The sequence below is a fragment of the Longimicrobium terrae genome (assembly GCF_014202995.1).
Classification (GTDB): Bacteria; Gemmatimonadota; Gemmatimonadetes; order Longimicrobiales; family Longimicrobiaceae; genus Longimicrobium; species Longimicrobium terrae.
The window spans coordinates 38347-60663 of sequence record NZ_JACHIA010000021.1 but is presented as its reverse complement, the minus strand read 5'-3'; the positions used below and the strand labels follow the sequence as shown (position 1 = coordinate 60663).

The 22317-nt window shown below is 69.7% G+C and carries 24 protein-coding genes; 16 read left to right on the top strand and 8 right to left on the bottom strand.

The window, feature by feature from the left end:
• The first annotated feature begins 119 nt into the window (after window positions 1-119).
• From HNQ61_RS23390 to HNQ61_RS23370, 5 genes are all read left to right on the top strand, one after another.
• Complete coding sequence (locus HNQ61_RS23390; RefSeq protein WP_170035095.1) at window positions 120-2594, top strand: S9 family peptidase; 2475 nt, start codon at window positions 120-122, stop codon at window positions 2592-2594.
• A 438-nt stretch (window positions 2595-3032) separates the two neighbouring features.
• On the top strand, window positions 3033-3617 hold the full coding sequence (locus HNQ61_RS23385) for an LURP-one-related family protein (RefSeq protein WP_170035096.1): 585 nt from the start codon (window positions 3033-3035) through the stop codon (window positions 3615-3617).
• A 95-nt stretch (window positions 3618-3712) separates the two neighbouring features.
• Entirely contained in the window at window positions 3713-4228 is a 516-nt protein-coding gene (locus HNQ61_RS23380; protein WP_170035097.1) for a DUF2059 domain-containing protein, read from the top strand.
• 35 nt (window positions 4229-4263) lie between these two features.
• The gene (locus tag HNQ61_RS23375) at window positions 4264-5073 is read left to right on the top strand and encodes an SDR family oxidoreductase (protein ID WP_170035098.1); all 810 of its coding nucleotides are present in this window, start codon (window positions 4264-4266) and stop codon (window positions 5071-5073) included.
• Window positions 5074-5144: 71 nt separating this feature from the next.
• Window positions 5145-5597, top strand: a complete 453-nt coding sequence (locus HNQ61_RS23370) for a hypothetical protein (RefSeq protein ID WP_170035099.1) — start codon at window positions 5145-5147, stop codon at window positions 5595-5597.
• 232 nt (window positions 5598-5829) lie between these two features.
• Here HNQ61_RS23370 and HNQ61_RS23365 read toward each other — a convergent pair whose 3' ends face one another.
• Window positions 5830-6168: a hypothetical protein gene (locus HNQ61_RS23365; RefSeq protein ID WP_170035100.1), complete on the bottom strand. Its 339-nt coding sequence runs from the start codon at window positions 6166-6168 to the stop codon at window positions 5830-5832.
• A 345-nt stretch (window positions 6169-6513) separates the two neighbouring features.
• On the opposite strand from HNQ61_RS23365, the gene HNQ61_RS23360 reads away from it, so the two are divergent.
• The 3 genes from HNQ61_RS23360 to HNQ61_RS23350 all read left to right on the top strand — a co-directional run bounded on the left by HNQ61_RS23360 (window position 6514) and on the right by HNQ61_RS23350 (window position 8125).
• The gene (locus tag HNQ61_RS23360) at window positions 6514-7035 is read left to right on the top strand and encodes a YbbD-related protein (RefSeq protein WP_170035101.1); all 522 of its coding nucleotides are present in this window, start codon (window positions 6514-6516) and stop codon (window positions 7033-7035) included.
• Window positions 7036-7041: 6 nt separating this feature from the next.
• A complete protein-coding gene (locus tag HNQ61_RS23355; protein ID WP_170035102.1) occupies window positions 7042-7419 on the top strand; it encodes a TfoX/Sxy family protein in 378 nt (125 codons plus the stop codon).
• A 319-nt stretch (window positions 7420-7738) separates the two neighbouring features.
• The gene (locus HNQ61_RS23350) at window positions 7739-8125 is read left to right on the top strand and encodes a hypothetical protein (protein ID WP_170035103.1); all 387 of its coding nucleotides are present in this window, start codon (window positions 7739-7741) and stop codon (window positions 8123-8125) included.
• 399 nt (window positions 8126-8524) lie between these two features.
• On the opposite strand, the gene HNQ61_RS23345 is transcribed toward HNQ61_RS23350, so the two are convergent.
• A complete protein-coding gene (locus HNQ61_RS23345) occupies window positions 8525-9325 on the bottom strand; it encodes an AraC family transcriptional regulator (RefSeq protein WP_170035104.1) in 801 nt (266 codons plus the stop codon).
• 188 nt (window positions 9326-9513) lie between these two features.
• On the opposite strand from HNQ61_RS23345, the gene HNQ61_RS23340 reads away from it, so the two are divergent.
• On the top strand, window positions 9514-9789 hold the full coding sequence (locus tag HNQ61_RS23340) for a hypothetical protein (protein WP_170035105.1): 276 nt from the start codon (window positions 9514-9516) through the stop codon (window positions 9787-9789).
• Here HNQ61_RS23340 and HNQ61_RS23335 read toward each other — a convergent pair whose 3' ends face one another.
• Window positions 9790-11097: a tetratricopeptide repeat protein gene (locus HNQ61_RS23335; protein ID WP_170035106.1), complete on the bottom strand. Its 1308-nt coding sequence runs from the start codon at window positions 11095-11097 to the stop codon at window positions 9790-9792. It abuts the gene before it with no gap.
• Window positions 11098-11321: 224 nt separating this feature from the next.
• Between HNQ61_RS23335 and HNQ61_RS23330 the strand changes: the two genes are divergently transcribed.
• Together HNQ61_RS23330 and HNQ61_RS23325 are read left to right on the top strand one after the other, a co-directional pair.
• Window positions 11322-11816 carry a hypothetical protein gene (locus HNQ61_RS23330; protein WP_170035107.1) on the top strand — a complete coding sequence of 165 codons (495 nt, stop codon included), beginning with the start codon at window positions 11322-11324 and terminating at the stop codon, window positions 11814-11816.
• Between the two features lie 97 nt (window positions 11817-11913).
• Window positions 11914-12342 (top strand): OsmC family peroxiredoxin, encoded by a 429-nt coding sequence (locus HNQ61_RS23325; RefSeq protein ID WP_170035108.1) that lies wholly within the window; start codon window positions 11914-11916, stop codon window positions 12340-12342.
• 313 nt (window positions 12343-12655) lie between these two features.
• Here the strand turns inward: HNQ61_RS23325 and asnB are convergent, their stop codons facing one another.
• The 5 genes from asnB to apaG form a co-directional block, all read right to left on the bottom strand.
• Window positions 12656-14335 (bottom strand): asparagine synthase B, encoded by a 1680-nt coding sequence (gene asnB, locus HNQ61_RS23320; protein ID WP_170035109.1) that lies wholly within the window; start codon window positions 14333-14335, stop codon window positions 12656-12658.
• Window positions 14336-14855: 520 nt separating this feature from the next.
• A complete protein-coding gene (locus HNQ61_RS23315) occupies window positions 14856-15626 on the bottom strand; it encodes a nitrilase-related carbon-nitrogen hydrolase (RefSeq protein WP_170035110.1) in 771 nt (256 codons plus the stop codon).
• On the bottom strand, window positions 15623-16783 hold the full coding sequence (locus tag HNQ61_RS23310; RefSeq protein WP_184430775.1) for a pyridoxal phosphate-dependent aminotransferase: 1161 nt from the start codon (window positions 16781-16783) through the stop codon (window positions 15623-15625). Before HNQ61_RS23310 ends, HNQ61_RS23315 begins: the two co-directional genes overlap by 4 nt.
• A gap of 512 nt (window positions 16784-17295) precedes the next feature.
• Window positions 17296-17775, bottom strand: coding sequence for a BsuPI-related putative proteinase inhibitor (locus HNQ61_RS23305; protein WP_170035112.1), 480 nt, complete (start codon window positions 17773-17775; stop codon window positions 17296-17298).
• A 3-nt stretch (window positions 17776-17778) separates the two neighbouring features.
• A complete protein-coding gene (gene apaG / locus HNQ61_RS23300) occupies window positions 17779-18159 on the bottom strand; it encodes a Co2+/Mg2+ efflux protein ApaG (protein WP_170035113.1) in 381 nt (126 codons plus the stop codon).
• A 137-nt stretch (window positions 18160-18296) separates the two neighbouring features.
• Here apaG and HNQ61_RS23295 point away from each other — a divergent pair, with 137 nt between their 5' ends.
• From HNQ61_RS23295 to HNQ61_RS23275, 5 genes are all read left to right on the top strand, one after another.
• The gene (locus HNQ61_RS23295; protein ID WP_170035114.1) at window positions 18297-18812 is read left to right on the top strand and encodes an adenine phosphoribosyltransferase; all 516 of its coding nucleotides are present in this window, start codon (window positions 18297-18299) and stop codon (window positions 18810-18812) included.
• 435 nt (window positions 18813-19247) lie between these two features.
• On the top strand, window positions 19248-19586 hold the full coding sequence (locus tag HNQ61_RS23290) for an ArsR/SmtB family transcription factor (protein WP_170035115.1): 339 nt from the start codon (window positions 19248-19250) through the stop codon (window positions 19584-19586).
• Between the two features lie 53 nt (window positions 19587-19639).
• Entirely contained in the window at window positions 19640-20515 is an 876-nt protein-coding gene (locus HNQ61_RS23285; protein WP_170035116.1) for an arsenite methyltransferase, read from the top strand.
• A gap of 13 nt (window positions 20516-20528) precedes the next feature.
• Complete coding sequence (arsN2, locus tag HNQ61_RS23280; RefSeq protein ID WP_170035117.1) at window positions 20529-20987, top strand: arsenic resistance N-acetyltransferase ArsN2; 459 nt, start codon at window positions 20529-20531, stop codon at window positions 20985-20987.
• 222 nt (window positions 20988-21209) lie between these two features.
• Window positions 21210-21818 carry a L,D-transpeptidase gene (locus HNQ61_RS23275; RefSeq protein ID WP_170035118.1) on the top strand — a complete coding sequence of 203 codons (609 nt, stop codon included), beginning with the start codon at window positions 21210-21212 and terminating at the stop codon, window positions 21816-21818.
• The last annotated feature ends 499 nt before the right edge of the window (window positions 21819-22317 follow it).

Below are 22317 nucleotides of genomic sequence, written 5' to 3'. Positions count from 1 at the left end.
CGGAGTGCTACTCCTTTCGCACCCGCCAAGGGCGGTGCAGATTGGCCTGGTCCCCGGTCCGCGAACCCAGGGCCGCCACCGGCGGTGGCGCTCGAATCACCCGCATCCTGGTGTACCGAATGTTCTCCACGCGCACTCACCTGCGGGGCGTGCTGCTGGCGGCGGCCACGCTGGCCGGGGCCGGCCCCGCGGCCGCGCAGGGCGGCTACCTCACGCCGCCCGATCCCATCCCCGCCATCCTCAACGCCCAGCCCACCCCGGCCGTGCTCGTGGGCCGCGACCGCCGCACGCTGGCGCTGCTGGCCCGCGAGGGGATGCCCACCATCGCCGAAATGGCCGAGCCGGAACTGCGGCTGGCCGGGTTCCGCATCAGCCCGCGCACCAACGGCATCAGCAGCACCCGCGCCTCGTACAGCACCGGGATCACCTTTCAGGACCTGGCCAGCGGCACCACCCGCGTGGTGCGCCTGCCGGCCGGCGCGCGCATCAGCTACCCGTCGTGGTCGCCCGACGGACGCCGGCTCGCCTTTGTGAACGTGGGCACCGGCGGGCTGGAGCTGTGGGTGACGGACGTGGCCAGCGGCGAGCCGCGCCGCGTGACCGGGCCGGAGCTCAACGCCACCATGGGCACGCCGTACGAGTGGCTGCCGGACAACTCGGGCTTCATCGTGGCGCGCGTGCGCCCCGGCCGCGGCGCCGCGCCGCGCGCCTCCGAGGTGCCCACCGGCCCCATCATCCAGGAAAACCTGGGCCGCTCGGCCCCGGTGCGCACCTACCAGGACCTGCTGACCAACGCCACCGACGAGGCGCTGTTCGACTACTACTTCACCAGCCAGCTCACCCGCGTGCCGCTGGCCGGCGGGCGGGGCACGGACCTGGGCGCGCCCGGCATCTACGCCAGCTTCGACATCGCCCCTGGCGGGCAGCACCTGCTGGTCACGCGCGTCAAGAAGCCGTACAGCTACGTGGTGACGGCGGGCAACTTTCCGCAGGAAATCGCGGTGCTCGACGCCAGCAACGGCCGCGCGGTCAAGATGATCGCCGACGTCCCGCTGACCGACAACCTGCCGTCGTCGTTTGACGCCGTGCGTCCGGGGCCGCGCCAGGTGCAGTGGCGCTCCGACGCGCCGGCCACCCTGGTGTGGGCCGAGGCGCAGGACGGCGGCGACCCGCGCCGCACCTCCGCCGTGCGCGACCGCGTGGTCATGCAGACCGCGCCGTTCACCGCCGCGCCGGTGACGCTGGCCGAGCTGGACCAGCGCTTCGGCGGCATCTTCTGGGGCCGCGACGACCTGGCGCTGGTGGGGTCGCGCTGGGTGAACACCCGCCGCGAAAAGCGCTGGGTGGTGAACCCGTCGTCGCCGGGCACCGCGCCGCGCCTGCTGCGCGAGCGCAGCTACGAGGACCGCTACGGCGATCCGGGCTCGCCCATGTTCACCACCAACGCCGCGGGCGCGCCGGTCATGCTCATGACGGCCGACGGACGCGGCGTGTACCTGACCTCGGGCGGCGCCTCGGAGCGCGGCGACTATCCGTTCCTGGACGTGATGGACCTGGGCACCGGCCAGAGCCGCCGCCTGTGGCGCGCCGAAGACCCGTACTACGAGAACGTGGTGGCCGTGCTGAACCCGGAGGGCACGCAGCTGCTTACCCGGCGCGAAAGCATCACCGAGGCGCCCAACTACTACGTGCGCAGCCTGTCGGGCGGGGCGCCGCGCGCCATCACCCGCTTTGCCGATCCCGCGCCGCAGCTGGCGGGAATCCAGCGCCAGCTCATCAGCTACGAGCGCGCGGACGGCGTCAAGCTGAGCGGCACGCTGTACCTGCCGCCCAACTACGACCAGCGCCGCGACGGCCCGCTGCCGCTGCTGATGTGGGCGTATCCCACGGAGTTCCGCGACGCCGCGGCGGCCGGCCAGGTGAGCGACTCGCCCAACCGCTTCTCGCGCCCGGGCGGCATCAGCCACCTGTTCATGCTGCTGGCGGGGTACGCCGTGCTCGACAACCCCACCATGCCCATCGTGGGCGAGGGGCAGAACGAGCCCAACGACACGTACATCGAGCAGCTGGTGGCCAGCGCGCAGGCCGCGGTGGACAAGGTGGTGCAGATGGGCGTGGCCGACCGCGACAAGATCGCCGTGGGCGGCCACTCGTACGGCGCGTTCATGACGGCCAACCTGCTGGCGCACAGCGACCTGTTCCGCGCCGGCATCGCGCGGAGCGGCGCGTACAACCGCACGCTCACCCCGTACGGCTTCCAGGCGGAGCAGCGCACGTACTGGGAGGCGACGGACACGTACACGCGCATGAGCCCGTTCACGTACGCCAACCGGATCAACGAGCCCATCCTGCTGATCCACGGCGCCAACGACGACAACAGCGGCACCTTCCCCATCCAGAGCGAGCGCTTCTACGCGGCGCTCAAGGGGCAGGGCGCCACGGTGCGCTACGTCGTGCTTCCGCTGGAGCCGCACGGCTACCGGGCCCGGGAAAGCACCATGCACACGCTGGCGGAAATGATCAACTGGATGGACCGCTACGTGAAGAACGCCGGCCCGCGCACCCCCGCGGCGGCTCCGGCGGCCGCCCGGTAAGCTCCCCGGCGGTTTTCGGTGGATGACATAAATCGCGGCGGACCGTCCATCGGTCCGCCGCGATTCTCGTTTTGTCCTATGCCTTTCGTCCCTTTCACGCGGAGGACGCGGGGGTGGCGGATGTGCGCGGGGGAACTGATCAACAACGGATTCATCACGCAGAGCAGCAGAGCAGCAGAGCAGCAGAGGAAACGCACGGACACCATCAACCCTGTCCCTGTCTGTTCTCTGCTGCTCTGCTGCTCTGCGTGAGATTGCTGTTGCCCTTCCTCCGTGCCCTCCGTGCATCCTCCGTGACCTCCGTGTGAAACGGCAGTTCCGTCAAAGCTCTGCACGCGCAGAAACACTGGCCGGGGCTGGCGGTTTGCGAGCCGGCGGGCTAGCGTGTCCGCTCCCGCCGCGGGACCCGCCAGACACACCAGCACAGGACACACGACGATGCAGTATCCCCTTCAGCTCTCCTTCAAGCTGCTTGCCCTCGCTCCGCAGATCTACGTGCGCGACTCCACCGGCACGGTGCGCATGTACGTCAAGCAGAAGCTCATGAAGCTCAAGGAGCAGGTGGTGGTGTTCGCCAATGAGAGCATGACGCAGGAGCTGTATCACATCCGCGCCAACAAGGTCATCGACTGGTCGGCGCAGTACAACTTCACCACGCCCGACGGCACGCCCATCGGCGCGGTGCGGCGCAAGGGAATGCGCTCGCTGTGGAAGGCGCACTACGAGATCATGAACGGCGACCAGCTCGCCTTCAATCTGCGCGAAGAAAATCCCTGGGCCAAGGTGGGCGACGCGCTCTTCTCGGAAATCCCGGTGCTGGGCATCTTTGCCGGCTACGTCTTTCATCCCAAGTACATCGTCACGCGCCCCGACGGGCAGGTGGTGATGCGCGCCAGCAAGCAGCCGGCGTTCATGGAAGGCAAGTACGCCATCGACAAGCTCGCCGAACTGACCCCGGAAGAAGAGGGGATCTCGGCGCTCAGCATCCTCATGCTGCTGCTGCTGGAACGCCGCCGCGGCTGATGCACCGCAACCGGGCGGGGATCGCGCTATCCGGGGTCCCCGCCCGCCTCTTTTCCCCGCGCCGCCCCGGCGCACCCTTCCCGCAGGTGTTCTTGATGACCAGAAAGCTGATCCTCGCGCTCCTCGCTCTCGTGCTGGCCGCCGCCCCCGCGTGGGCCCAGCCCGCCGCCGCGCCCGCCACCGCCGCCACCGCCGCCACCGTGCGCCAGCCCGGCCCCGAGTCGCTGGCCCTGGCGCGCGAACTTCTTCGCGTGGCCCGCGTGGAAGAAGGCATCTACCGCGCGTTTGAACTCGGCGTGCGCCAGGGCGCGGGGGACTCCGCCACCCCCGAGCTCATGACCATGGTCGGCGAGGCGTTCCGGGACGAGTTCAAGTGGGCCGAGGTGGAGCCGCAGATCAGCGCCCTGTACGCGGGGCTGTTCTCGGACGATGAACTGCGCGCGATGACGGCCTGGCACCAGACCCCCGTCGGCCGGCGCGTCGCCGAAACCACCGCCGAGCTTTCGCTCGGAAGCCAGACGATCATGGGCCCGTACATGCAGGCGCTGATGCCCCGGATCATGGAGCGTGTGCAGGAAGCCGCGGAGTGGCCCACGCCCGGCGGCCGCTGATCCGTCCGCGATCCACTCCCAACTCCAGGCGGTCCATGGCACGTCCTCCCTTTCGCGGCAACGTCGTCGTCATCACCGGCGCCTCGGACGGGATCGGGGCCGAGATGGCGCTGCAGCTGGCCACGCAGGGCGCCCGCATCGTCCTGGCCGCGCGCGACGAGGCGAAGCTGCAGGCCGTCGCCGCGCGGTGCCGGCAGCTGGGCGGACAGACGCTGGTCGTCCCCACGGACGTGGCGGTGCAGGCGCAGTGCGAGACGCTGATGGAGCGGGCGGTGGCGGAATTCGGGCGCATCGACACGCTCGTCAACAACGCGGGGATCAGCATGTGGGCGCGCTTCGACGAGCTCACCACGCTGGAGCCGTTCGAGCGGATGATGCGGGTGAACTACATGGGAAGCGTGTACTGCACCTGGTACGCGCTTCCGCACCTGAAGAAGTCGCGCGGACGCATCGTGGGCGTGTCCAGCCTCACGGGCCGCGCCGGCGTGCCCACCCGCAGCGGCTACGCGGCCACCAAGCACGCCATGGCCGGTTTCTTCGACTCGCTCCGCATCGAGCTGGCGGACGAGGGCGTCACGGTGACGATGGTGTATCCGGGATTCGTATCCACGGCGATCCGCGAGCGGGCGATGGGGCCGGACGGCACCGCGCTGGAATCCAGCCCCGTCCACGAGGCGCGGGTGATGACGCCGGAGGAGTGCGCGCGCATCATCATCGCCGCCATGGCCGGGCGGCGGCGGGAAGTGGTGATGACGGCGCGCGCCAAGGTGGGGCAGTGGATCAAGCTGATTGCCCCCGGCGTGGTGGACCGCATCGCGCGGCGCGCCATCGAGCGCGGCGAGTAGGGCAACCCTGCGCGCGGACCCGGCTTCCAACGGGGGTGTACGACCCGCTCAACCCCTTGCCGCAGGAAAAGATGCGCATCCGCACCCTGTTTTCCGCCCTGCTCCCGCTGCTCGCCCTTCCCCTGGCCGGCAACCGCACGCTGGGCGATAGCTCGAGCTTGGGCGGGAGCCGGTACGTGTTCGGAGAACGGCTGGTGTCCGGCTACTACACCATCAGCTGGGAGCAGCAGAGCTTCAGTCCGTGCGTGCCGGGCCAGGCGCGCGGCCCCCGGATGGGCGGCACCGGCTGGTGGGTGACGGATGCGGGGCCGGTGGCCGCCAGCTACCGCGACCTGGTGGAGAACGAGTACGGCACCATCTTCATCACCGTTCGCGCGGACGTGACGGATGAGGGGATGTTCGGGCACATGGGGATGTACCGCCGCGCGGTGGCGTTCCGCGAAATGCTGCAGGCCAAGCGCGCCGAGCCGGACGACTGCGACCGCGTGACCGCCGACAGCACCCGCGCCGTCCGCACCGACTGACGCGCATCGGGTGGATGAAGGAGAGGGCCGGCCGGGATTCGCTCCCGCCCGGCCCTCTTTGCGTCCTTCCACCGCGTTCCAGCCCGGCGCGGAGAACCGCCGTCGCCGCGACGATGGCGGACAGCCTCACGGACAGGCGTGAGGGTTCAACCGGCCTCGATCGCGGGGTGAATCCGCTTCGTTCCGCCACCCCGGACGGCGGGAGCAGACGTCGTCGGCATCGGCGCGCGGGTCAGCGGTAGCCCATCGCGGAAAGCTGGCTCTGCACGACCCAGAAGAGCACGCCGGAAAGCACCGCGACCAGGGCGAACAGCGTCCAGCCCAGCGGGGTGAGCGTGGGCGGGGTGCGGGTGGTGTCCCGGTAGTGCATGCGCGAGCCCAGCGCCACGAACGCCACGCCGAACACCAGCGCGAGCGGCACCAGCACGTACGCCGCCTTGAGCTGCATCGACACTTCCGGCGCGCCCGCGCGGGCCTTTTGCAGCGGCAGCAGAATGGCCCACCACCCAACAACCCCTGCGATCACGATCGACAGCACGCCGCCCAACCGGATCTTCAGATCCTGGCTCATCTCATTCCGTCCGTCGTCTGCGTGATCGGGAGCAGGCTCATCCGGGCAGATCGCGGATGGTGCGCCGCCCCGTCGGAGGATCGCGAGTAGCACGATCCCCGCCACCCGAGAATCTGTCCCGCGAGTCCCGATGGCGAGGCGCCGCGCGAACCTTTCGCCGCAGTCCGCGAAGGCGGACTTCGCGCCGTTGTTGCCGCGACTTCAGTCGCCCCAGCCGGCCCTCTCGCGGCCACCCGGTCCGCACGTAGGGCATTTCCCGCTCGCGGCGCGCGGGGCGCATCCCTATCTTGCGGCGTGGCGGATGCGGTTCATCCGCCGTGCCCTCATCCGTCTGTCAGGACAACCATGGCCCAGGTGGCTCCCGGCGCTCCGGACCCGTACGATCCGGTACAGCGCCGCAAGAACATCCGCACGCTGATCCTCGTCACCCTGGCGCTGATCGGCTTTGCGTTCATCCCCGCCTCGCTGCGCCGCATGGAGGCGCCCGAGGAGAACTTCGGGTCATTCCAGGAGGCGCAGGAGGCCCGCGCCACGGACCGGGGACTGCTTCCATCGTTCGTCCCCGCCAACGCGACGGAGATCTACACCCGCTTCAACCGCGACCGCGACCAGCGCTTCGTGCGCTTCACCTACACCGACGACGCGCTTTCCACGCTGACGGACGGCATGCGCCCCGTTTCGGCGGAGCGGCAGAAGTCACTCACCGTGCCGTCGCCCGGGTGGAGCAAGTGGTGGCCGCTGAGCTCGCGCACCTTTTCCGGCGGTCAGGGCGAGTACCTGAAGGTGTGGGAAATCACCACCGGACCGGACCGCGGCTTTCTTGCCATCGATCCGCGGACCAAGCACGCCTACTTCTGGAACCGCTGAGGCACCATGGCCGTAAGCCCCGACTTTCGCGAGTTCGTGCTGGAGCAGATGGGCCGCGTGGCGCCGGTGAGCGGAAAGTCCATGTTCGGCGGGGTGGGCGTGCGCAGCGAGGGGGTGTTCTTTGCGCTCATCAGCGGCGGCTCGGTGTTTCTGAAGGTGGATGACACCAACCGCCCCGACTACGAGGCCGCCGGCATGGGCCCCTTCGATCCGTGGGGGGACGGGCGGATGCTGATGAGCTACCACGAGCTTCCCGCCGAACTGCTGGAAGATCCCGACGCGCTGCGGCCGTGGATGCAAAAGGCACTCGACGTGGCGCGACGCACGCGCAAGCCCGCGCGCCGGAGCCGTGCGGGCGGCCGGGGACGCCCCGCTCCGGAGTGACGCGCGATGGCTGAAAAGATCAAGCATTGAACCCCGCGGGATGGGCGGCGGCGGCCCTGGCGGCGTGCGGCGCGGTGTGCAGGCGCGGCGAGGCGGGTGCGCAACGTCGGTCCGGCGCTCGCGGGACGGTGCCGGTGAGGGGTCCCGGAGGCCCCGATGCCCCGTCCGGGTGCGCTGTCCCGCTGATTGGGGCCGGAAATGACCGCTTGTGACGGAAAACGGCTCCCTCCCTCTTGTCCAGGGACGGGTCGTGCTGTAACCTGTCCCCCAATCGGTCAGACTGGCTGGCCGCGCCACACCAGAAAACAGGGGACGGGACGTGCCGCCGCGTAAGGATGCCGCGTCCGTAGAGACGCTTCGCGAGGCTGCGCGCACCTTTGTGGATGCCACCTCGCTTCGCCAGGCTGCCCGTGACATCGGCATGAGCCCCACGGGGCTCCGCGGATTTCTGGACGGCGCCGATCCGTACGTAAAGACGGAGCGGAAACTGCGGGCGTGGTATCTGCGGGATGCGCAGCGAAACGTGCAGGCCGTGTCTTCGGAAGCGGCCAACAACGCGCTCAAGCTGCTGGTGGGGCATTTTGCCCCGGAGCAGGGACGAGGCGCCATGCTGGACGTGCTCGGAGTGGTGGAGGGGCGGTGCGTCTCGACGCAGACGCCGATTCCCGCCTGGATCCCGGCGCTTCGGACGCAGTACTCCGAGTAGTCCGGTCCGCACGGAAGTTTGATCTTGATCGGGGACCGTCCCCGCGGCCATGTGCCGTGGGGACGGTCCCTGTTCGTGTTTCCCCCGCGTTCCTCCGCGTCCTCCGTGCTCCGGCCGGCCGCCGCGCTGAAAACCGTTTTACGCGGAGGACGCGGAGGTGGCGGGGGGGCGCGGGGGGCCGCCGCGGGCTTCCGCACGTCGCGATCGCACAGGGCGCGGGGCCGGGGACAGGTGAGGGAAGCGAGGAGGAAAGGATGCGTGTTTCCCTTCTTCCCCAGATCCCCTTGAGTTCCAGCAGTTCCCCCCCCGCAGTTCCCCCGCGTTCCTCCGCCACCCCCGCGTCCTCCGCGTGAAACGGTGTAAGGGCATCCCCGCGCGCAGGAGCCGCCGTGAGCGCGCCTACTCTCCGGGCGCCACCGTCTGCAGTTCCGCCCGCGCCCTCCGCAGCCGGCGCCGCTCCCGCCCAAGCTCCCGCACCTCGCGCAGCCGGTCGTTGAACGCGGCGGCCGCGGTCACGAACGCGCCCGCCCGCCGCAGCGCCGTGCTGTCCACGCCCAGAAAGCTCGTGATCGCCCGCCGCAGCGACCGCTCGGTGCTGTAGCCGCTGGCGTAGGCGGCGCTGTACACGGTGCGCCCGGGATCATCCAGCAGCATGCAGGCGAGCAGCACGCGCATCCATGCCTGCGTCTGCCGCGGCGCGGGCAGGTCCACGCGCGGGCAGCGCGAGGTGAGGGTGCGCGTCGTGACTCCCAGGCGGCGCGCCAGGTCCGGCGCCTGCCCGTTCTCCACCGCCACCTCCGCCGCCGCCCGCAGCACCACGCGCGCCTCCGCCCCCACGTACTGAGACAGCGCCGCCTCCATCGCCCGCTTGAAAGGCCGTGCGTGCGCCTGCCGCAGCCGCGCCCGCAGCGCCCGCGGCGTGGATTCCGGCCCCAGCGACAGTACCTCGGACACGCCCCACTCCAGCAGCGTCTGCAGATCGCCCGTCAGCTCGGGGCGCAGCTCCACCGCCGCCACCACGGGGACGGATGGAAAGCGCCGCAGCAGGTCGCGGATGCGCGGAAAGAGCGCCCCGTACGGCTCGCCCGCGTACGGGTCCAGCACCACCACCGCGGAGGGCGGCGCCAGGCGCAGTTCCTCTTCCAGCTCCTCCCATCCCACGTCCTGCGCCACCTCGTACGGCACGCCCGCGGTGCTCATCAACGTGCGCAGGGCGGGGCTCAGGGCCAGCAGGGGAATGCGTTTGCGCGGATTAAGTATCAGCGCTGACCCGTCAGGGGCGGTCATCTGCGGCGGGTGGATGATTGTTTTCAGCCAAAGTGGACGACAAACTATCGCGCAGGGCTGTTTCTTTCCGCACGTTCCGCAACCCGCAGGAGTTGATCTCGATGAAGTCCCTTTCCCTTGCCGCCATCGCGGCTCTGCTGGTCCTGGGTGCCTGCTCCTCGTCGCCCACCGCCACCGCGGCGCCCGATGCTTCCCGCCGCACGACCGTGGAGACCCCGGGCGACTGGGGCGGCGCGCTCGGCTCCGGCACCCTCACCCCGGACCCTGTCCCCGGCGACACCCTGCCGACCGACGAAAACGGCGACAACGGCGGCGGGTTCCTGGGATCGGGCGGCGGGCGCACGGGCGGCGGCTTTCTGGGCTCCGGCGGGGGCTGATCAGCAGAGGGCTCCCGGGGCGAACACCTCGCCCGGCCCGGCCGGCGCGGCGCGCAGCATGTGAACGAACCGGGTAGAAAGCGCCTCGTCCTCCGCGGCAAAGCCATCCGATGAAGCGAGCGCCGGATCCAGCATCCGGCGCTCGCTCACCGCGTCCAGCGCCGCCTCCGCCTGGACGATCACGTCCGACTCCGACCGTACGCGGGCCAGCGCCAGAGCCCGGTTCAGCATCTCCCGCGAATCGTCCCACAGCGACAGGCTGGACGCCCCGATCCCCAGCTGCATGAAGGCGTACGCAAACCCGTTCTGGTCGCGCGGCGCCTCGCTCAGCGTCGACACCGCTTCGGTGGACAGCCGGGTGAACAGCGCCTGGTCGCCGCACCCCGCCGCCGCGCGGGCGGTGGAGGCCAGAACGCGCGCGCGCACGTCCGGCTCGTCGAACAGAACCGAAAGCTCCAGCAGCACCGGCAGCGCCCGCCCGAAGTACCCCCGCCGCACCCACATGAAGGCGACGTCGTAGGCCAGCCGCGCCAGCGCGGGGTGCTGGTCGCCGTAGATCTCCAGCGCCCCGCGTGCGTACTGCTCCGCCTCGTCATAGCGCCCGCGGTCCACGCTGGAGGCGATCAGGTCGTGAAGGATCTCGCCTTCGCGGTCGCGCAGCCGGTGCCTGCGGGCGATCCGCAGGGCCTGGTGCAGCTTCTCCGACGACCGTCCGTACTGCCCCAGCTGGTAGAACAGGTCGCCCAGGCTGTGCAGCGCCTGGGCGTGCCCCTCCGGGTCGCCGATGCGGATGGCGACGCGGACGGCGCGGCGCACCCACGCCTCGGCCTCGGGAAGGCGGCCGTAGCGGCGCAGCAGCTTTCCCGTCATCCACGCGTACCGCGGGTGCTCCGGCCACGCCAGCGCCGCCGCCTCGCTGAACGCCAGCGCCGTCGACACCGCCTTTCGCGGCAGCGCCCACTCCGTCACGCACAGGCAGGCCCGCGCCACCGGCTCGCTGCGCGCCTCGCCGCCGCGCCCCAGCTCGCCCACCAGCACCGCCAGCGGGTAGCGCAGGTCCGCATCAAACGTCCCCTGCAGCAGCTCGCACTCCCAGTCTTCCATGGCGCGCGGGTCGAACAGACTGGCGCGCGCGCCCGGCTCCTCGGCCGCCCACATCAGCACGCTGCGCAGCGCCTGCCACACGGGAAGCGCCAGTTCCGGCGGCAGTTCGCGAACGATCTCCGCCCCCGCCACGCCCCCTCCAGGGATGGTGAGCGGCGAGGTGAACTCGGTAATGCGGGGCGGCCGGGGGGGGCGCGGATCCATGGGGCCTCCAATCAAGGGCGGACAGGGTGGGCGGCACGGCGCGGCCGCCGCATGCCCATTCTTTCCGGCTCATTTTAAGCGCTTGTGTTTACTCCGTCTACATGCGAATGCGACCGCCCCGCATTCGCCACCGTGTGCACACATCTGGACTTGTGCGATTGGAGTGGACAAAGTAGACTATGCGCGATCGCTGTCTACAATGTCCACAGACGGGAGGGTGGGGGATGAACATCCAGCGGCCGCAGACTTCGGTGGATCGGCTGCGCGACGCGGTGTCGCTGCGGGTGCAGGCGACCTCGCTGCGGTCCGTGGCGCGGCAGGTGGGAATGAGTCCCAGCGGGCTCGACAAGTTCCTGTCGGGAGGGACCCCCTATGCCAAGAGCCGACGAAAGTTGTTCGATTGGCTGCAGCGCGAGCGGAGCAATCTGCCGTCGGGGCTGGCGGTGGACGGAATGGCGGCCGCGCTGGGCTCTCTGGTGCGCGACCTGGCCCCGGAGCGGCGCGAGCCGGCGCTGTACGCGCTCATCGACACCCTGCGCGGGCTGTACAGCACGCACGCCGAGTCGTGCCCGCCCTGGCTTTCGGAGCTGGCGCGCGGCACCGAGGAGGGCACCGCCTTTGACGCCGGCGACGTTCCCCGCACGGCGGCGGTGGGCGGCCCGGAGGCGGAGGATGAGGCCGGTGACGAGGCCGACGATCCGGTGCGCGCGGGGGGATGATCGCGGCGCGGCGCCTTTCGCCCCGCCCGGCGGCGCCCTAGTATGCCTCCGGGCGGCGCGGGTGCCGCGGATCATTTCAGCGAGAGGAACGACCGAGATGCCGACACGGAAGGCGAACGCGACCTGGGAGGGCGGGCTGCAGGGGGGCAAGGGCAGCTTCGCGGGCGAAAGCGGCGTAATCAGCGGCGGCTACAGCTTCGGCACGCGCTTTGGCGACGCCGCGGGCACCAACCCCGAGGAGCTGCTGGCGGCGGCCGAGGCGGCGTGCTTCAGCATGGCGCTGGCGGTGGGGCTGGAGCAGGCGGGAACGCCGGCCACGCGCGTGCAGACCGAGGCGGCGTGCACGGTCGACAAGGTGGCCGAGGGCTTCAAGATCACCACCATGAAGCTGCAGGTGCGCGCGCAGGTTCCCGGCATCGACGACGCGAAGTTCCAGGAGATCGCGGCGGCCACCAAGGTCGGCTGCCCGGTTTCCAAGGCGCTGGCCGGCGTCGACATCCAGCTCGAGGCGCATCTCGAGTCCTGATCCGGTTCCGTTCTTTGACGGATGAGAAAGGGCGCTCCTTCGCGGGGCGCCCTTTGTCGTTCAGCATCCAACTCTCGGTGAACTGCCGTTTCACACGGAGGTCACGGAGGATGCACGGAGGGCACGGAGGAACTGATCAACAACAATCTCACGCAGAGCAGCAGAGGAGCAGAGAACAGCAAAACAGATGATTGATCTTGTCCTGTTCTTTTCCTCTGCTGCTCTGCTGCTCTGCTGCTCTGCGTGATGCGTTCAGTTGCAGTTCCTCCGTGACCTCCGTGCATCCTCCGTGTACTCCGTGTGAAACGGCAGTTCAGATCGCGGCCGCACCATAGGCAGCCTGGTGTACGCCCTGAAGCGCGCGGCCGGACGGATCCACGACGGCCAGGAGCGACGCATCCCACGCCAGCGCCTCGGGGGTGCTGCACGCCACCGACTTGCCGCCCGGCACGCACTCCGCGCACGACTGCAACGGGAAGTGCTCCGCGAACAAGGTGCGGTACAGGTATGCCTCCCGGGTCGGCGGGGTGTTGTAGGGGAAGCGGAAATGCGCGTTCTCCATCTCCCGCGCGCCCACCTGCGCCTCGGCGTGCTCGCGCAGCGCATCGATCCACCCGTATCCCACGCCGTCCGAAAACTGCTCCTTCTGCCGCCACGCGACGGACGCGGGGAGCACGTCCTCAAAGGCTTCGCGCAGGATGTGCTTCTCCATCCGGCCCGGCCCCGCCATCTTCGCCGCGGGGTCAATGCTCATCGCCACGTCCAGAAAGCGCTTGTCCAGAAAGGGCACGCGGGCCTCCACGCCCCACGCGGCCATCGCCTTGTTGGCGCGCAGGCAGTCGTAGCTGTGCAGCCGGTCCAGCTTGCGCACCGTCTCCTCGTGAAACGAACGCGCATCGGGGGCGCGGTGAAAGTACAGGTAGCCGCCAAAGATCTCGTCCGCGCCCTCGCCCGAAAGCACCATCTTGATCCCCATCGCCCGGATGCGCCGCGCCATCAGGTACATGGGCGTGGCGGCGCGGATCGTCGTAACATCGTACGTCTCCAGGTGATGGATGACGTCGCTGAGCGCGTCGATCCCTTCCTGGACAGTGAAGTGGAATTCGTGGTGGATGGTGCCGATGTGCTCCGCCACCGCGCGCGCGTGCTCCAGGTCCGGCGCGCCCTCCAGCCCGATGGCGAACGAGTGCAGCGACGGCCACCACGCCTCGCTCCGCCCGTCGTCCTCCACGCGCCGCGCCGCGAACCGCTTGGCCGTCGCCGCGATGATGGATGAATCCAGCCCGCCCGAAAGCAGCACGCCGTACGGCACGTCCGACATCAGGTGGCTGCGCACGGACTCCTCCAGCGCCGCGCGGACCGCCGCCGGTTCCGCGGGCCGCCCCGCCACTGCCTCGTAGTCGCGCCACGCGCGGTGGTAGAAGGGGCGCGGCTCGCCCACTTCGCTGTCCCACAGGTGCCCGGGGGGAAACTCCGCCACCGTCTGGCAAACGGGGACCAGCGCCTTCATCTCCGACGCCACGTGCAGGTTGCCGTGCTCGTCGTAGCCGCTGTAGAGGGGGATGATGCCCATGTGGTCGCGCGCGATCACGTACCGGTCGCGGTCCGCGTCGTAGAGCACGAAGGCGAACATCCCTTCCAGTTGGTCGATGAACTCCGTCCCCCGTTCCGCGTACAGCGCCAGGATTACCTCGCAGTCCGACTCGGTCGCGAAAGGATAGGGCGCCGCGAGCGATTCGCGCAGTTCGCGATGGTTGTAGATCTCGCCGTTGACGGCCAGCGCGTGGGTGCCGCGCTCGTTGCGCAGCGGCTGCGCCCCATGCGTCACGTCCACGATGGACAGGCGCTCGTGGGCCAGCACGGCGCGGTCGCAGGCGTACACACCGCTCCAGTCGGGGCCGCGGTGGCGCTGCAGCCGTGACAGCCGCACGGCGCGGGCACGCAGCGGCGCGGGATCGCTGCGGATGGCGAGGATGGCGAGAATGGAGCACATGGGCCGGTCTCTCTGGTGCGGTGGATGACGGAAAACGAAAAAACCCCCACCTGCCGTGTGGCAGGTGGGGGCTCGGAAGCGCTCGATCGGAAGAGCGCTACACGTCGCACCCTGCCCGCGCACACAGGGTGCGGGGGTTCCGATTATTGTTGTTGTTCAGGGTGCAGCCGGTAGCGCGCATGGTCCGTCGTTCAGTTGGATGATTCGTCCTGCTCCCGGAGGGTAACCCACCCGCGCCGGTCCGCGCAACCCCCGCCAGCGTGGCCTTCCGCCCGCCCTCAAGTGCAAGGCAACCAGGTTCGGGGTTCGATGGAATGTGGCGCATGCGGAGGCAGCCCTCTCCCCCCAGCCCCCTCTCCCGCAAGCGGGCGAGGGGGAGCCGTTCGGCTCGCGCGACGAGCTTCGGTGCGCGTCCTCCGCTCCGTTCCTCCGTGACCTCCGTGCATCTTCCGTGACCTCCGTGTGAAACGGCAGTTGCCCACAAAGGCGGAGGGCACTCGAACGCGTTCGATCGGAGGCTCTACCCGGCGCGATCGCGCAGGTCGGTGACGAACGGGTAGCGGTCGCGGACACGCGTGACCTCCGCCGGATCGACGTCCGCCAGCAGCCCCGGCAGCGGGTCGCCCCAGGGATCGTACGCCACCGATCCGCCGTCGTAGTCCAGCCCGCCGCCGCTGCCGGTGCGGTTCACCGCCACGAAGTAGCACTGGTTTTCAATGGCGCGCGCCCGCACCAGCACGTCCCAGTGCGGCCGCCTCGCCGCCGGCCAGTTGGCGATCAGCACGATCCCGTCCACCCCGGGCGACACGGCGCGGAACAACTCGGGAAAGCGCAGGTCGTAGCAGATGAAGACGGCCAGCTTCACTCCATCCACCTCCACCACCAGCGGCCCCTCGCCCGCGGAGTACGCCTCGCGCTCGCCCGCGTAGCCGAACAGCCGCTGCTTGCGGTACTCCGCCCTCAGCTCGCCATCCGGCCCGAAGAGGAGCGCGGAGTTGAAGAACGCCTCGCCATCCGCCGTCGCCCGCCGCGTCGATACGCCCGCGAGCAGGTGGACGGCGTGGCGGCGCGCCAGATCCGCCAATGCCGCCACGGACGGCCCGGTGAGCGCCTCGGCCTGCGCGGCGGACTCCATTGTGAAGCCCGTGGTGCACATCTCCGGAAGCGCCACCAGCCGCGCCCCCGCCTCCGCCGCACGAGCGACGACCTCCGCCGCGCGGGCGAGGGACGCGGCGGGATCGTGCCAGCCGGTGTCGTACTCGCCCAGCGCCACCCGCAGCGGCGCGCTCACGCCTGGCCCAGCAGCACGGCGCGCAGCACGGCGCTCCCCTCGCGCACCATCTCGGTGGAGCAGCTGAAGGCGAAGCGGATGGCATCCGCGCACGACTCCCCGAACGCGTCACCGGGCGCGCTGCCGATGCCACGCGCCGCCAGCATGGACGAAAGCTCGTCCGCGCCGCTCACGCCCAGGCGCGCGTACAGCGCGGGATCCAGCTCCACCCATAGAAAGAAGGTGCCGCGCGGCACGAACGGGCGCACGCCAGGGATGCCGGAGAGCGCTTCCAGCATCAGATCGCGCCGCAGCTGGTACTCGTCGCCCATGGCCCGCACGTACTCGCCGTCCCCGCTGACGGCGGCCAGCGCGGCCCACTGCGCCAGCGAGTTGACGCCGTTGATGGTGCAGCGCAGCAGCTTGGGAATGCGGTCGCGCAGCACCGGGTCGCGCGCCACGATGTAGCCGGTGCGCAGCCCGCTCATGGCGTGGCTCTTGGAGAATGAGAAGATGGAAACGATGCGCTCCGCGTAGTCCGGCGCCAGACTGGCCACGCTCACGTGGGTGGCCGGCGCAAAGAGCACGTCCTCATACGCCTCGTCAGAGATCACCCACAGCCCGTGCTCGCGGGCGATGTTGAGGATGGCGCGCAGCCGCTCCTCGCTGAGCACCGCCCCCGTGGGGTTGTGGGGCGTGTTGATGAAGATCGCGCTCGTCCGCGGGGTGATGGCCCGGGCGATCGCCTCCGGCGGATAGGCGAACTCATCCTCCGCGCGCAGCGGAATGCCGACGGGGACGCCGCCCGCCAGCCGCACGTTTTCCACCACTTCCGTCCACATGGGATCGGGGACGATCACCTCGTCGCCGGGGCGCAGCAGGCACGAAAAGGTGACGAACAGCGCGTGCATGGCGCCGTTGGTCACGAAGACGTCGTCCGTGGTCACGCCCGCGATGCCGTTGCGGGTGCGCACCTTGTGAGCGAGGGCGGCGCGCAGTTCGGGGATGCCGTTGTTGGGGATGTAGTGCGTGCGTCCCGCGTCGGCGGCGGCGCCCACCGCGTCGCGCACGTGCGGCGCGAGGGAAAAGTTGGGGTCGCCGGATTCAAAGCGGTACACCCGCGTTCCGGTGGCGGCCGCGTCCATCAGGCGCTCCCTGATCTGGACAATCTTTCCCAACGAAATCTGGTCGAGTGGATGAGCGACTTCGGGCACGCGTCTCCGGCGGTGTGCAGGGCGGGGCAGGGAAGGAGCGGGAGGAAAGAACCGGACGGACGTCGCGGCATCCGTGCGCGCCGCGGCGGAGCGGCCGCTCTACACTGTGCATACCGCCATCCCCGGTCAAGGCCCAGCAACCACGCGGGATTTTGTTCTACCTCACAACCATTTCCATTCCCCCGAATACCGTCCCCATCGTCCCGCTCGCGCCCGTTTTCCGGTGCAGATCGCTGCCGCGCCCCCGCGCGCACCGGCTGTGGCGCAAAACGAAAAATCAGCCCCCGGCACCATCGCCGAAGGCTGATCATCATCCACCCTTTCCCAGTCACCCTCCATCCCGATCAGGACACAAGGCGCCACATTCTGCCGTCCTCTGTCCCCTCTCTGCTGCTCTGCGTGAGGATGATCTGTTGATCCGTTCCTCCGTGCCCTCCGTGCATCCTCCGTGGCCTCCGTGTGAAACGGCCGTTCCCTCAGGGCTTCGGCGCCACGTGAAAAATCGCGATGTTGCTGCGGTGCCCCATCTTGAGCTCCGGCTTGCGGTCCCCGCGCGTAAGCTGGTGCTGGGAAAGCACGCCGTACGCGATGAACTCGCCGTCCACCGCCGACATGGGGAGCCACGCCGCGTCGAAGCGCACCGAATCTCCCGCGGCCACGCGCACCGTGGTGGGCACGCTGATGCAGGTGGCGCCGCCGCCGGGCGGGTACACGATGGTCTTGTCGGGCGTCTGAACGTACTGCTCCACCTCGCACTGGTCCTCGAACACCATCGTCAGCGGCTCCTTTTCCGGGTTCTTGAGCCAGGTGGTGATCTTGAGCGAGTCTCCCATCCGCACGGTGTCGGAAGGGGTGATGGTGGTGCGCATGATGACCACGGGCGAGTTGGGGCTCGCGGTGGGGCATGCGGCCAGAGCCAGCAGCAGAACGGGGCCGAGCGCGGCGAAAGCCTTCACGGGTCAGTGCGTCTGAAGACGAAGAAGAAAGCGCGGGATGACGGCGCGGAAGGTGGTTCCGTCCGGCCGCTCCATCAGGTACGAACCCTCCATGTGGCCTTCGGGGCCGCGCAGCACGCAGAAGCTCTGGTACTCGTGCACGCCGCCGGGCTCCAGGAGCGGCTCCTGGCCCACCACGCCCTCGCCCTCCACCTCGCTGTCGCCGGCCACGGGATCGTGAATCAGCCAGTGGCGGCGGCGCAGGCGCGCGGCGGTGGAGCCGACGTTTTCAATGCGGATGTGATACGCGAACACGTAGCGCGGCTCGCCCGGATCGGACTGCGGTTCCAGGAAGAACGGCGTGACGGTGATGCGTATGCCTTCGGTGATGCGATAAAAGAACATGCATTCAGACCGGTGCGGGTGCTGGCGCAGGATACGGCGCGCGGGGCGGCCGGTCAACGCTGTTGGAGGCGAAACGCTGAACGTACATTCCCCGCGCCACCCTCTCCCGCCGAACTCACTGAGCCCAGGACAGGCCGATGGAGCACCTGAAGGCGCTCATCCGCGACGTGCCCGACTTTCCCTCGCGGGGAATTATGTTTCGCGACGTGACCCCGCTGCTGCGCGATCCCGGCGCCTTTGCCGAGGTGATCGGGGCCCTGGCCGCGCGCTACCGGGATCAGGGGATCGACGCCGTGGCGGGGATCGAGTCACGCGGCTTTCTGTTCGGCGCGCCGCTGGCGATGGCGCTGGGCGTGGGCTTCATCCCCATCCGCAAGATCGGCAAGCTGCCGGGGGAAAAGGTGAGCCGCGAGTACGCGCTGGAGTACGGCACCAACACGCTGGAGATGCACGTGGACGCGGCGCGCCCCGGCGAGCGCGTGCTGCTGCTGGACGACCTGCTGGCCACAGGCGGGACGGCCGCGGCCGCCGCCGCGCTGCTGCAGGACGTGGGCGCGACGGTCGCCGAGATCGCGTTCGTGGTGGAGCTGCTCTTTCTGCAGGGCCGACAGGCGCTGGCGCCACACCCCGTCCACTCGCTGCTTACGTACTGAAGCGATTTCAAGCGATCGGAAGGATTGCCGCGGGGCGGGTCAGGGTGGTGCGCCGGGGAGAGTTCGGCGCATGCCGAGGCAGCCCTCACCCCCCAGCCCCCTCTCCCGCAAGCGGGAGAGGGGGAGCCGTTCGGCGCGGGATCGGGCTTCGGCTCGCGACGCGATCTCCGCTGTCTGTTGCCCCTGATGCAGTTGAAGCCCCGAACCGGACGCGCCAGCGGCCGGTGTCGGGGCTTACCGCTGTTTGAGCGGCGGATTTATTCGCTTGAACAAACCCGCTTACGCGCCGAACTCCGCCCCGCACGCCGAACCATCCGCCCTTCCCAACCCTCCCCCAGTCTTTTTTGGGGGAGGGTGGGCCGGTGGTGCCGGCCCGGGTGGGGGCCGCCCTGGAGCCTGCCTTGACGAATCAATTTTTGTTGATACTATTCTCCCATGAGCACATCCCTCCTCACCGACCTGAGCCGCACCGCGCGCCTCTTTCACGCGCTGGCCGATGAAACGCGGCTCGCCATCCTCCGCCAACTGGTGGACGGGGAGCGCTGCGTGTGCGAGCTGACCGGCATTCTGGACGCGGCGCAGTCGCGGCTGTCGTTTCACCTGCGGGCCATGAAGGACGCCGGCGTGCTGATCGACCGCAGGCAGGGCCGGTGGGTGTACTACCAGATCAATCCGGAAGCGCTGGAAACCATCTCCGCCGTCGCCGCCGAACTGAAGCCCGCCAATGCGCAGGCGCAGCACGGCTGGACCGTCGCGGACGGATGCTGCGGGTAGGCCGCGGTTTTTTTACCGTGATCCATCAACATTTCTTGTCAGGAGAGAGTGCGATGAGCGACACCACAATCCGCGACACGGTTCGCGAAAAGTACGGCCAGGCGGCGCTGCGGGTGGCGGCGGGCGGCGCCAACTCCTGCTGCGGCGGCGCGGCCTTCAACGGCAGCTGCGACCCCATCACCTCCAACCTGTATGCGGACGGGCAGACGGCGCTGCTCCCGGAGCAGGCGGTGCTGGCCTCGCTCGGCTGCGGCAACCCCACCGCGCTGGCGGAGTTGAAGGAGGGCGAGACAGTGCTGGACCTGGGAAGCGGCGGGGGCATCGACGTCCTGCTGTCCGCGCGCCGCGTGGGCCCCACCGGCCGCGCGTTCGGGCTGGACATGACGGATGAGATGCTGGATCTCGCGCGCGCCAACGCCCGCGAAGCCGGCGCCACCAACGTGGAGTTCCTCAAGGGGCACATCGAGGAGATCCCTCTTCCCGACAACTCGGTGGACGTCATCATCTCCAACTGCGTCATCAACCTGTCCGGCGACAAGCGGCGCGTGCTGCAGGAGGCGTTTCGCGTGCTCAAGCCCGGCGGCCGCTTCGCCGTGAGCGACGTGGTCGTGCGCGGCGAGGTGCCGGCGGAGATGAAGCGCAGCATGGAGCTGTGGGTCGGGTGCGTGGCAGGCGCGCTGGAGGAGCAAGAGTTTGCGCGGCTGCTGGCGGAGTCCGGCTTCCAGGGCGTGGACATCGAGCCGACCCGCATCTACCGGGCGGAGGATGCGCGGACGTTCCTGGCGGAATCGGGACTGGACGCGGACACCATCTCCACCGAGATCGACGGCCGCTTCATGAGCGCCTTCGTGCGCGCGACCAAGCCGCGGCAGGCGTTCGTCACGCTTGGCCTGTCCGGCCCCGCGTGCTCCGGTCCGGACTGCTGCTGACGGGAACGGGTTGATGGCGGCCACGCAGTGGACCCTCCGCCCCGCGCGGGCGGAGGACCTTGAGGCGGTGCTGCGGCTGACCGGCGACGCCGCGCTCCCTGGTGACGGCATCCGGGAGGGCTGGGGCGACGCGTACGTGGTCGCCACGGACGGGAATGGTGTGACCGGCGTCGCGGGGGTGGAGGTGCACGGGTGCGCCGGGCTGCTCCGCTCCGTGGCCGTCGCGCCTGAGGCACGCGGCACCGGGCTGGGGCAGGCGCTCACCCGCGACCGCGTGCGGTGGGCGCGGGAAGCGGGGCTGGACGCGCTCTACCTGCTGACCACGACGGCGGAAAATTTCTTTCCGCGCCTGGGCTTCGCGCGGGTGGAGCGGGCGGATGCGCCCGCGGAGCTGCGGGAATCCGGCGAGTTCCGCGACGTGTGTCCCGCAAGCGCCGTGGTGATGCGCCTCGTGCTCGCGGATGGCGGATGAGGTGATGGTGGATGTGGCCTATTCGGGGCTGGCGGTTGGTCTATGCGCGCCCGCCCGCGCGTCTGATCCGCGTGCACGCATGCGGATCGGACGCGCGGACGTTTGTTGAACGATCCGGCAACTCCGCCCGGCAACCCGGGTGGGTCCGCGCCGGATGTTTGGCACGATCTTTCCGTTGTCCCTTCTCCATCAGTCGAGGGTAACTCGTTGAAGGAAGGCGACATGCGGGCATTTAAGGTCAGAAATTTCACGCTTGCCGCGGCCATGGCCGGCGCGCTTGCGGGGGGCGGGATGGCGACCGTTGCCCCGGCCGAGGCTTCCGAGCCGGTGGCCGCGACCGCGGCGGCTCCGGGCTTCCGTCTCGTGATCGATCTGTCGGAGCGCGAGCTGTACGTGATGCACGGCGACGAGGTGGAGGAAACGTACTCCGTCGCCATCGGCCAGCCGCGGCACCCCACGCCGCGCGGCTCGTTCGCGGTGCGCCGGATGGTCTGGAACCCGCGGTGGGTTCCGCCCGATGCCGCGTGGGCGCGCAACAAGCAGCCGCGCGAGCCGGGCGATCCGCGGAATCCCATGGGGAAGGTCAAGATCTTCTTCCAGAACCCGGATTACTACATCCACGGCACCCGCGACACCGATTCACTGGGCGAGGCGGAGAGCCACGGCTGCATCCGCATGCGCAACGATGACGTGATCGAGCTTGGGCGCATGGTGATGGCGCACGGCGGGGCTACGCGGCCGCCCAACTGGTGGCACCGCGTGCTGAACCGGGTGCGCTCCACCACCGAGGTGGGCCTCTCGGACCCCGTGCCGGTGCAGATCCGCGCCTGACGCGCGGCAGACGGAAAACGTACGGGGCCCCGCGCATCGCGGGGCCCCGTCGTGCATTCCCCCCCCTGCTCCTGCAACTGATGTACGTAATTCAGCTCTTCCTTCGCCTTCGCGACAGCGACGGCATTCCGTTCCGCGCACCATGCTGGACGGCCTGCGGAGGGAACTGGACCTCGCGGTGGTCCGCGTTCCGCGTGCACCTGTAAAGAATCGTCCGCCGCGGGACGGAGTCGTGATCCGCGGGATGGTGCGCGATCGCCTGCAAGGAAGAGCGGATGCAGGAGAGGCTCAAGCCTATCGTCCCCAATAGGTTACACTGTTTTCGATCGAAGCGTCGCCCCGAGAGGACTCGACCGTCCGTCCGTTCGAGTCGTGGGAAGGTGCCGGAAACAGGAATCGCCGCCCGTACAGGCGGCGATTCGCGTCCATCCACAATCCGTCTCAACGCTCGGGAGTCCGAGTCCGCACCGGGCTCCCCGCGACCCCCGCGACCCCCGCG

Coding starts and splice junctions, on each gene's coding strand:
- HNQ61_RS23325 (WP_170035108.1), top strand. CDS start 11,914: ATGCCGACACGGAAGGCGAACGCGACCTGGGAGGGCGGGCTGCAGGGG.
- HNQ61_RS23295 (WP_170035114.1), top strand. CDS start 18,297: ATGGAGCACCTGAAGGCGCTCATCCGCGACGTGCCCGACTTTCCCTCG.
- HNQ61_RS23330 (WP_170035107.1), top strand. CDS start 11,322: ATGAACATCCAGCGGCCGCAGACTTCGGTGGATCGGCTGCGCGACGCG.
- asnB (WP_170035109.1), bottom strand. CDS start 14,335: ATGTGCTCCATTCTCGCCATCCTCGCCATCCGCAGCGATCCCGCGCCG.
- HNQ61_RS23275 (WP_170035118.1), top strand. CDS start 21,210: ATGCGGGCATTTAAGGTCAGAAATTTCACGCTTGCCGCGGCCATGGCC.
- HNQ61_RS23365 (WP_170035100.1), bottom strand. CDS start 6,168: ATGAGCCAGGATCTGAAGATCCGGTTGGGCGGCGTGCTGTCGATCGTG.
- HNQ61_RS23335 (WP_170035106.1), bottom strand. CDS start 11,097: ATGGATCCGCGCCCCCCCCGGCCGCCCCGCATTACCGAGTTCACCTCG.
- HNQ61_RS23380 (WP_170035097.1), top strand. CDS start 3,713: ATGACCAGAAAGCTGATCCTCGCGCTCCTCGCTCTCGTGCTGGCCGCC.
- HNQ61_RS23340 (WP_170035105.1), top strand. CDS start 9,514: ATGAAGTCCCTTTCCCTTGCCGCCATCGCGGCTCTGCTGGTCCTGGGT.
- HNQ61_RS23290 (WP_170035115.1), top strand. CDS start 19,248: ATGAGCACATCCCTCCTCACCGACCTGAGCCGCACCGCGCGCCTCTTT.
- HNQ61_RS23375 (WP_170035098.1), top strand. CDS start 4,264: ATGGCACGTCCTCCCTTTCGCGGCAACGTCGTCGTCATCACCGGCGCC.
- HNQ61_RS23355 (WP_170035102.1), top strand. CDS start 7,042: ATGGCCGTAAGCCCCGACTTTCGCGAGTTCGTGCTGGAGCAGATGGGC.
- HNQ61_RS23360 (WP_170035101.1), top strand. CDS start 6,514: ATGGCCCAGGTGGCTCCCGGCGCTCCGGACCCGTACGATCCGGTACAG.
- HNQ61_RS23390 (WP_170035095.1), top strand. CDS start 120: ATGTTCTCCACGCGCACTCACCTGCGGGGCGTGCTGCTGGCGGCGGCC.
- HNQ61_RS23385 (WP_170035096.1), top strand. CDS start 3,033: ATGCAGTATCCCCTTCAGCTCTCCTTCAAGCTGCTTGCCCTCGCTCCG.
- HNQ61_RS23285 (WP_170035116.1), top strand. CDS start 19,640: ATGAGCGACACCACAATCCGCGACACGGTTCGCGAAAAGTACGGCCAG.
- HNQ61_RS23370 (WP_170035099.1), top strand. CDS start 5,145: ATGCGCATCCGCACCCTGTTTTCCGCCCTGCTCCCGCTGCTCGCCCTT.
- HNQ61_RS23345 (WP_170035104.1), bottom strand. CDS start 9,325: ATGAGCACCGCGGGCGTGCCGTACGAGGTGGCGCAGGACGTGGGATGG.
- arsN2 (WP_170035117.1), top strand. CDS start 20,529: ATGGCGGCCACGCAGTGGACCCTCCGCCCCGCGCGGGCGGAGGACCTT.
- apaG (WP_170035113.1), bottom strand. CDS start 18,159: ATGTTCTTTTATCGCATCACCGAAGGCATACGCATCACCGTCACGCCG.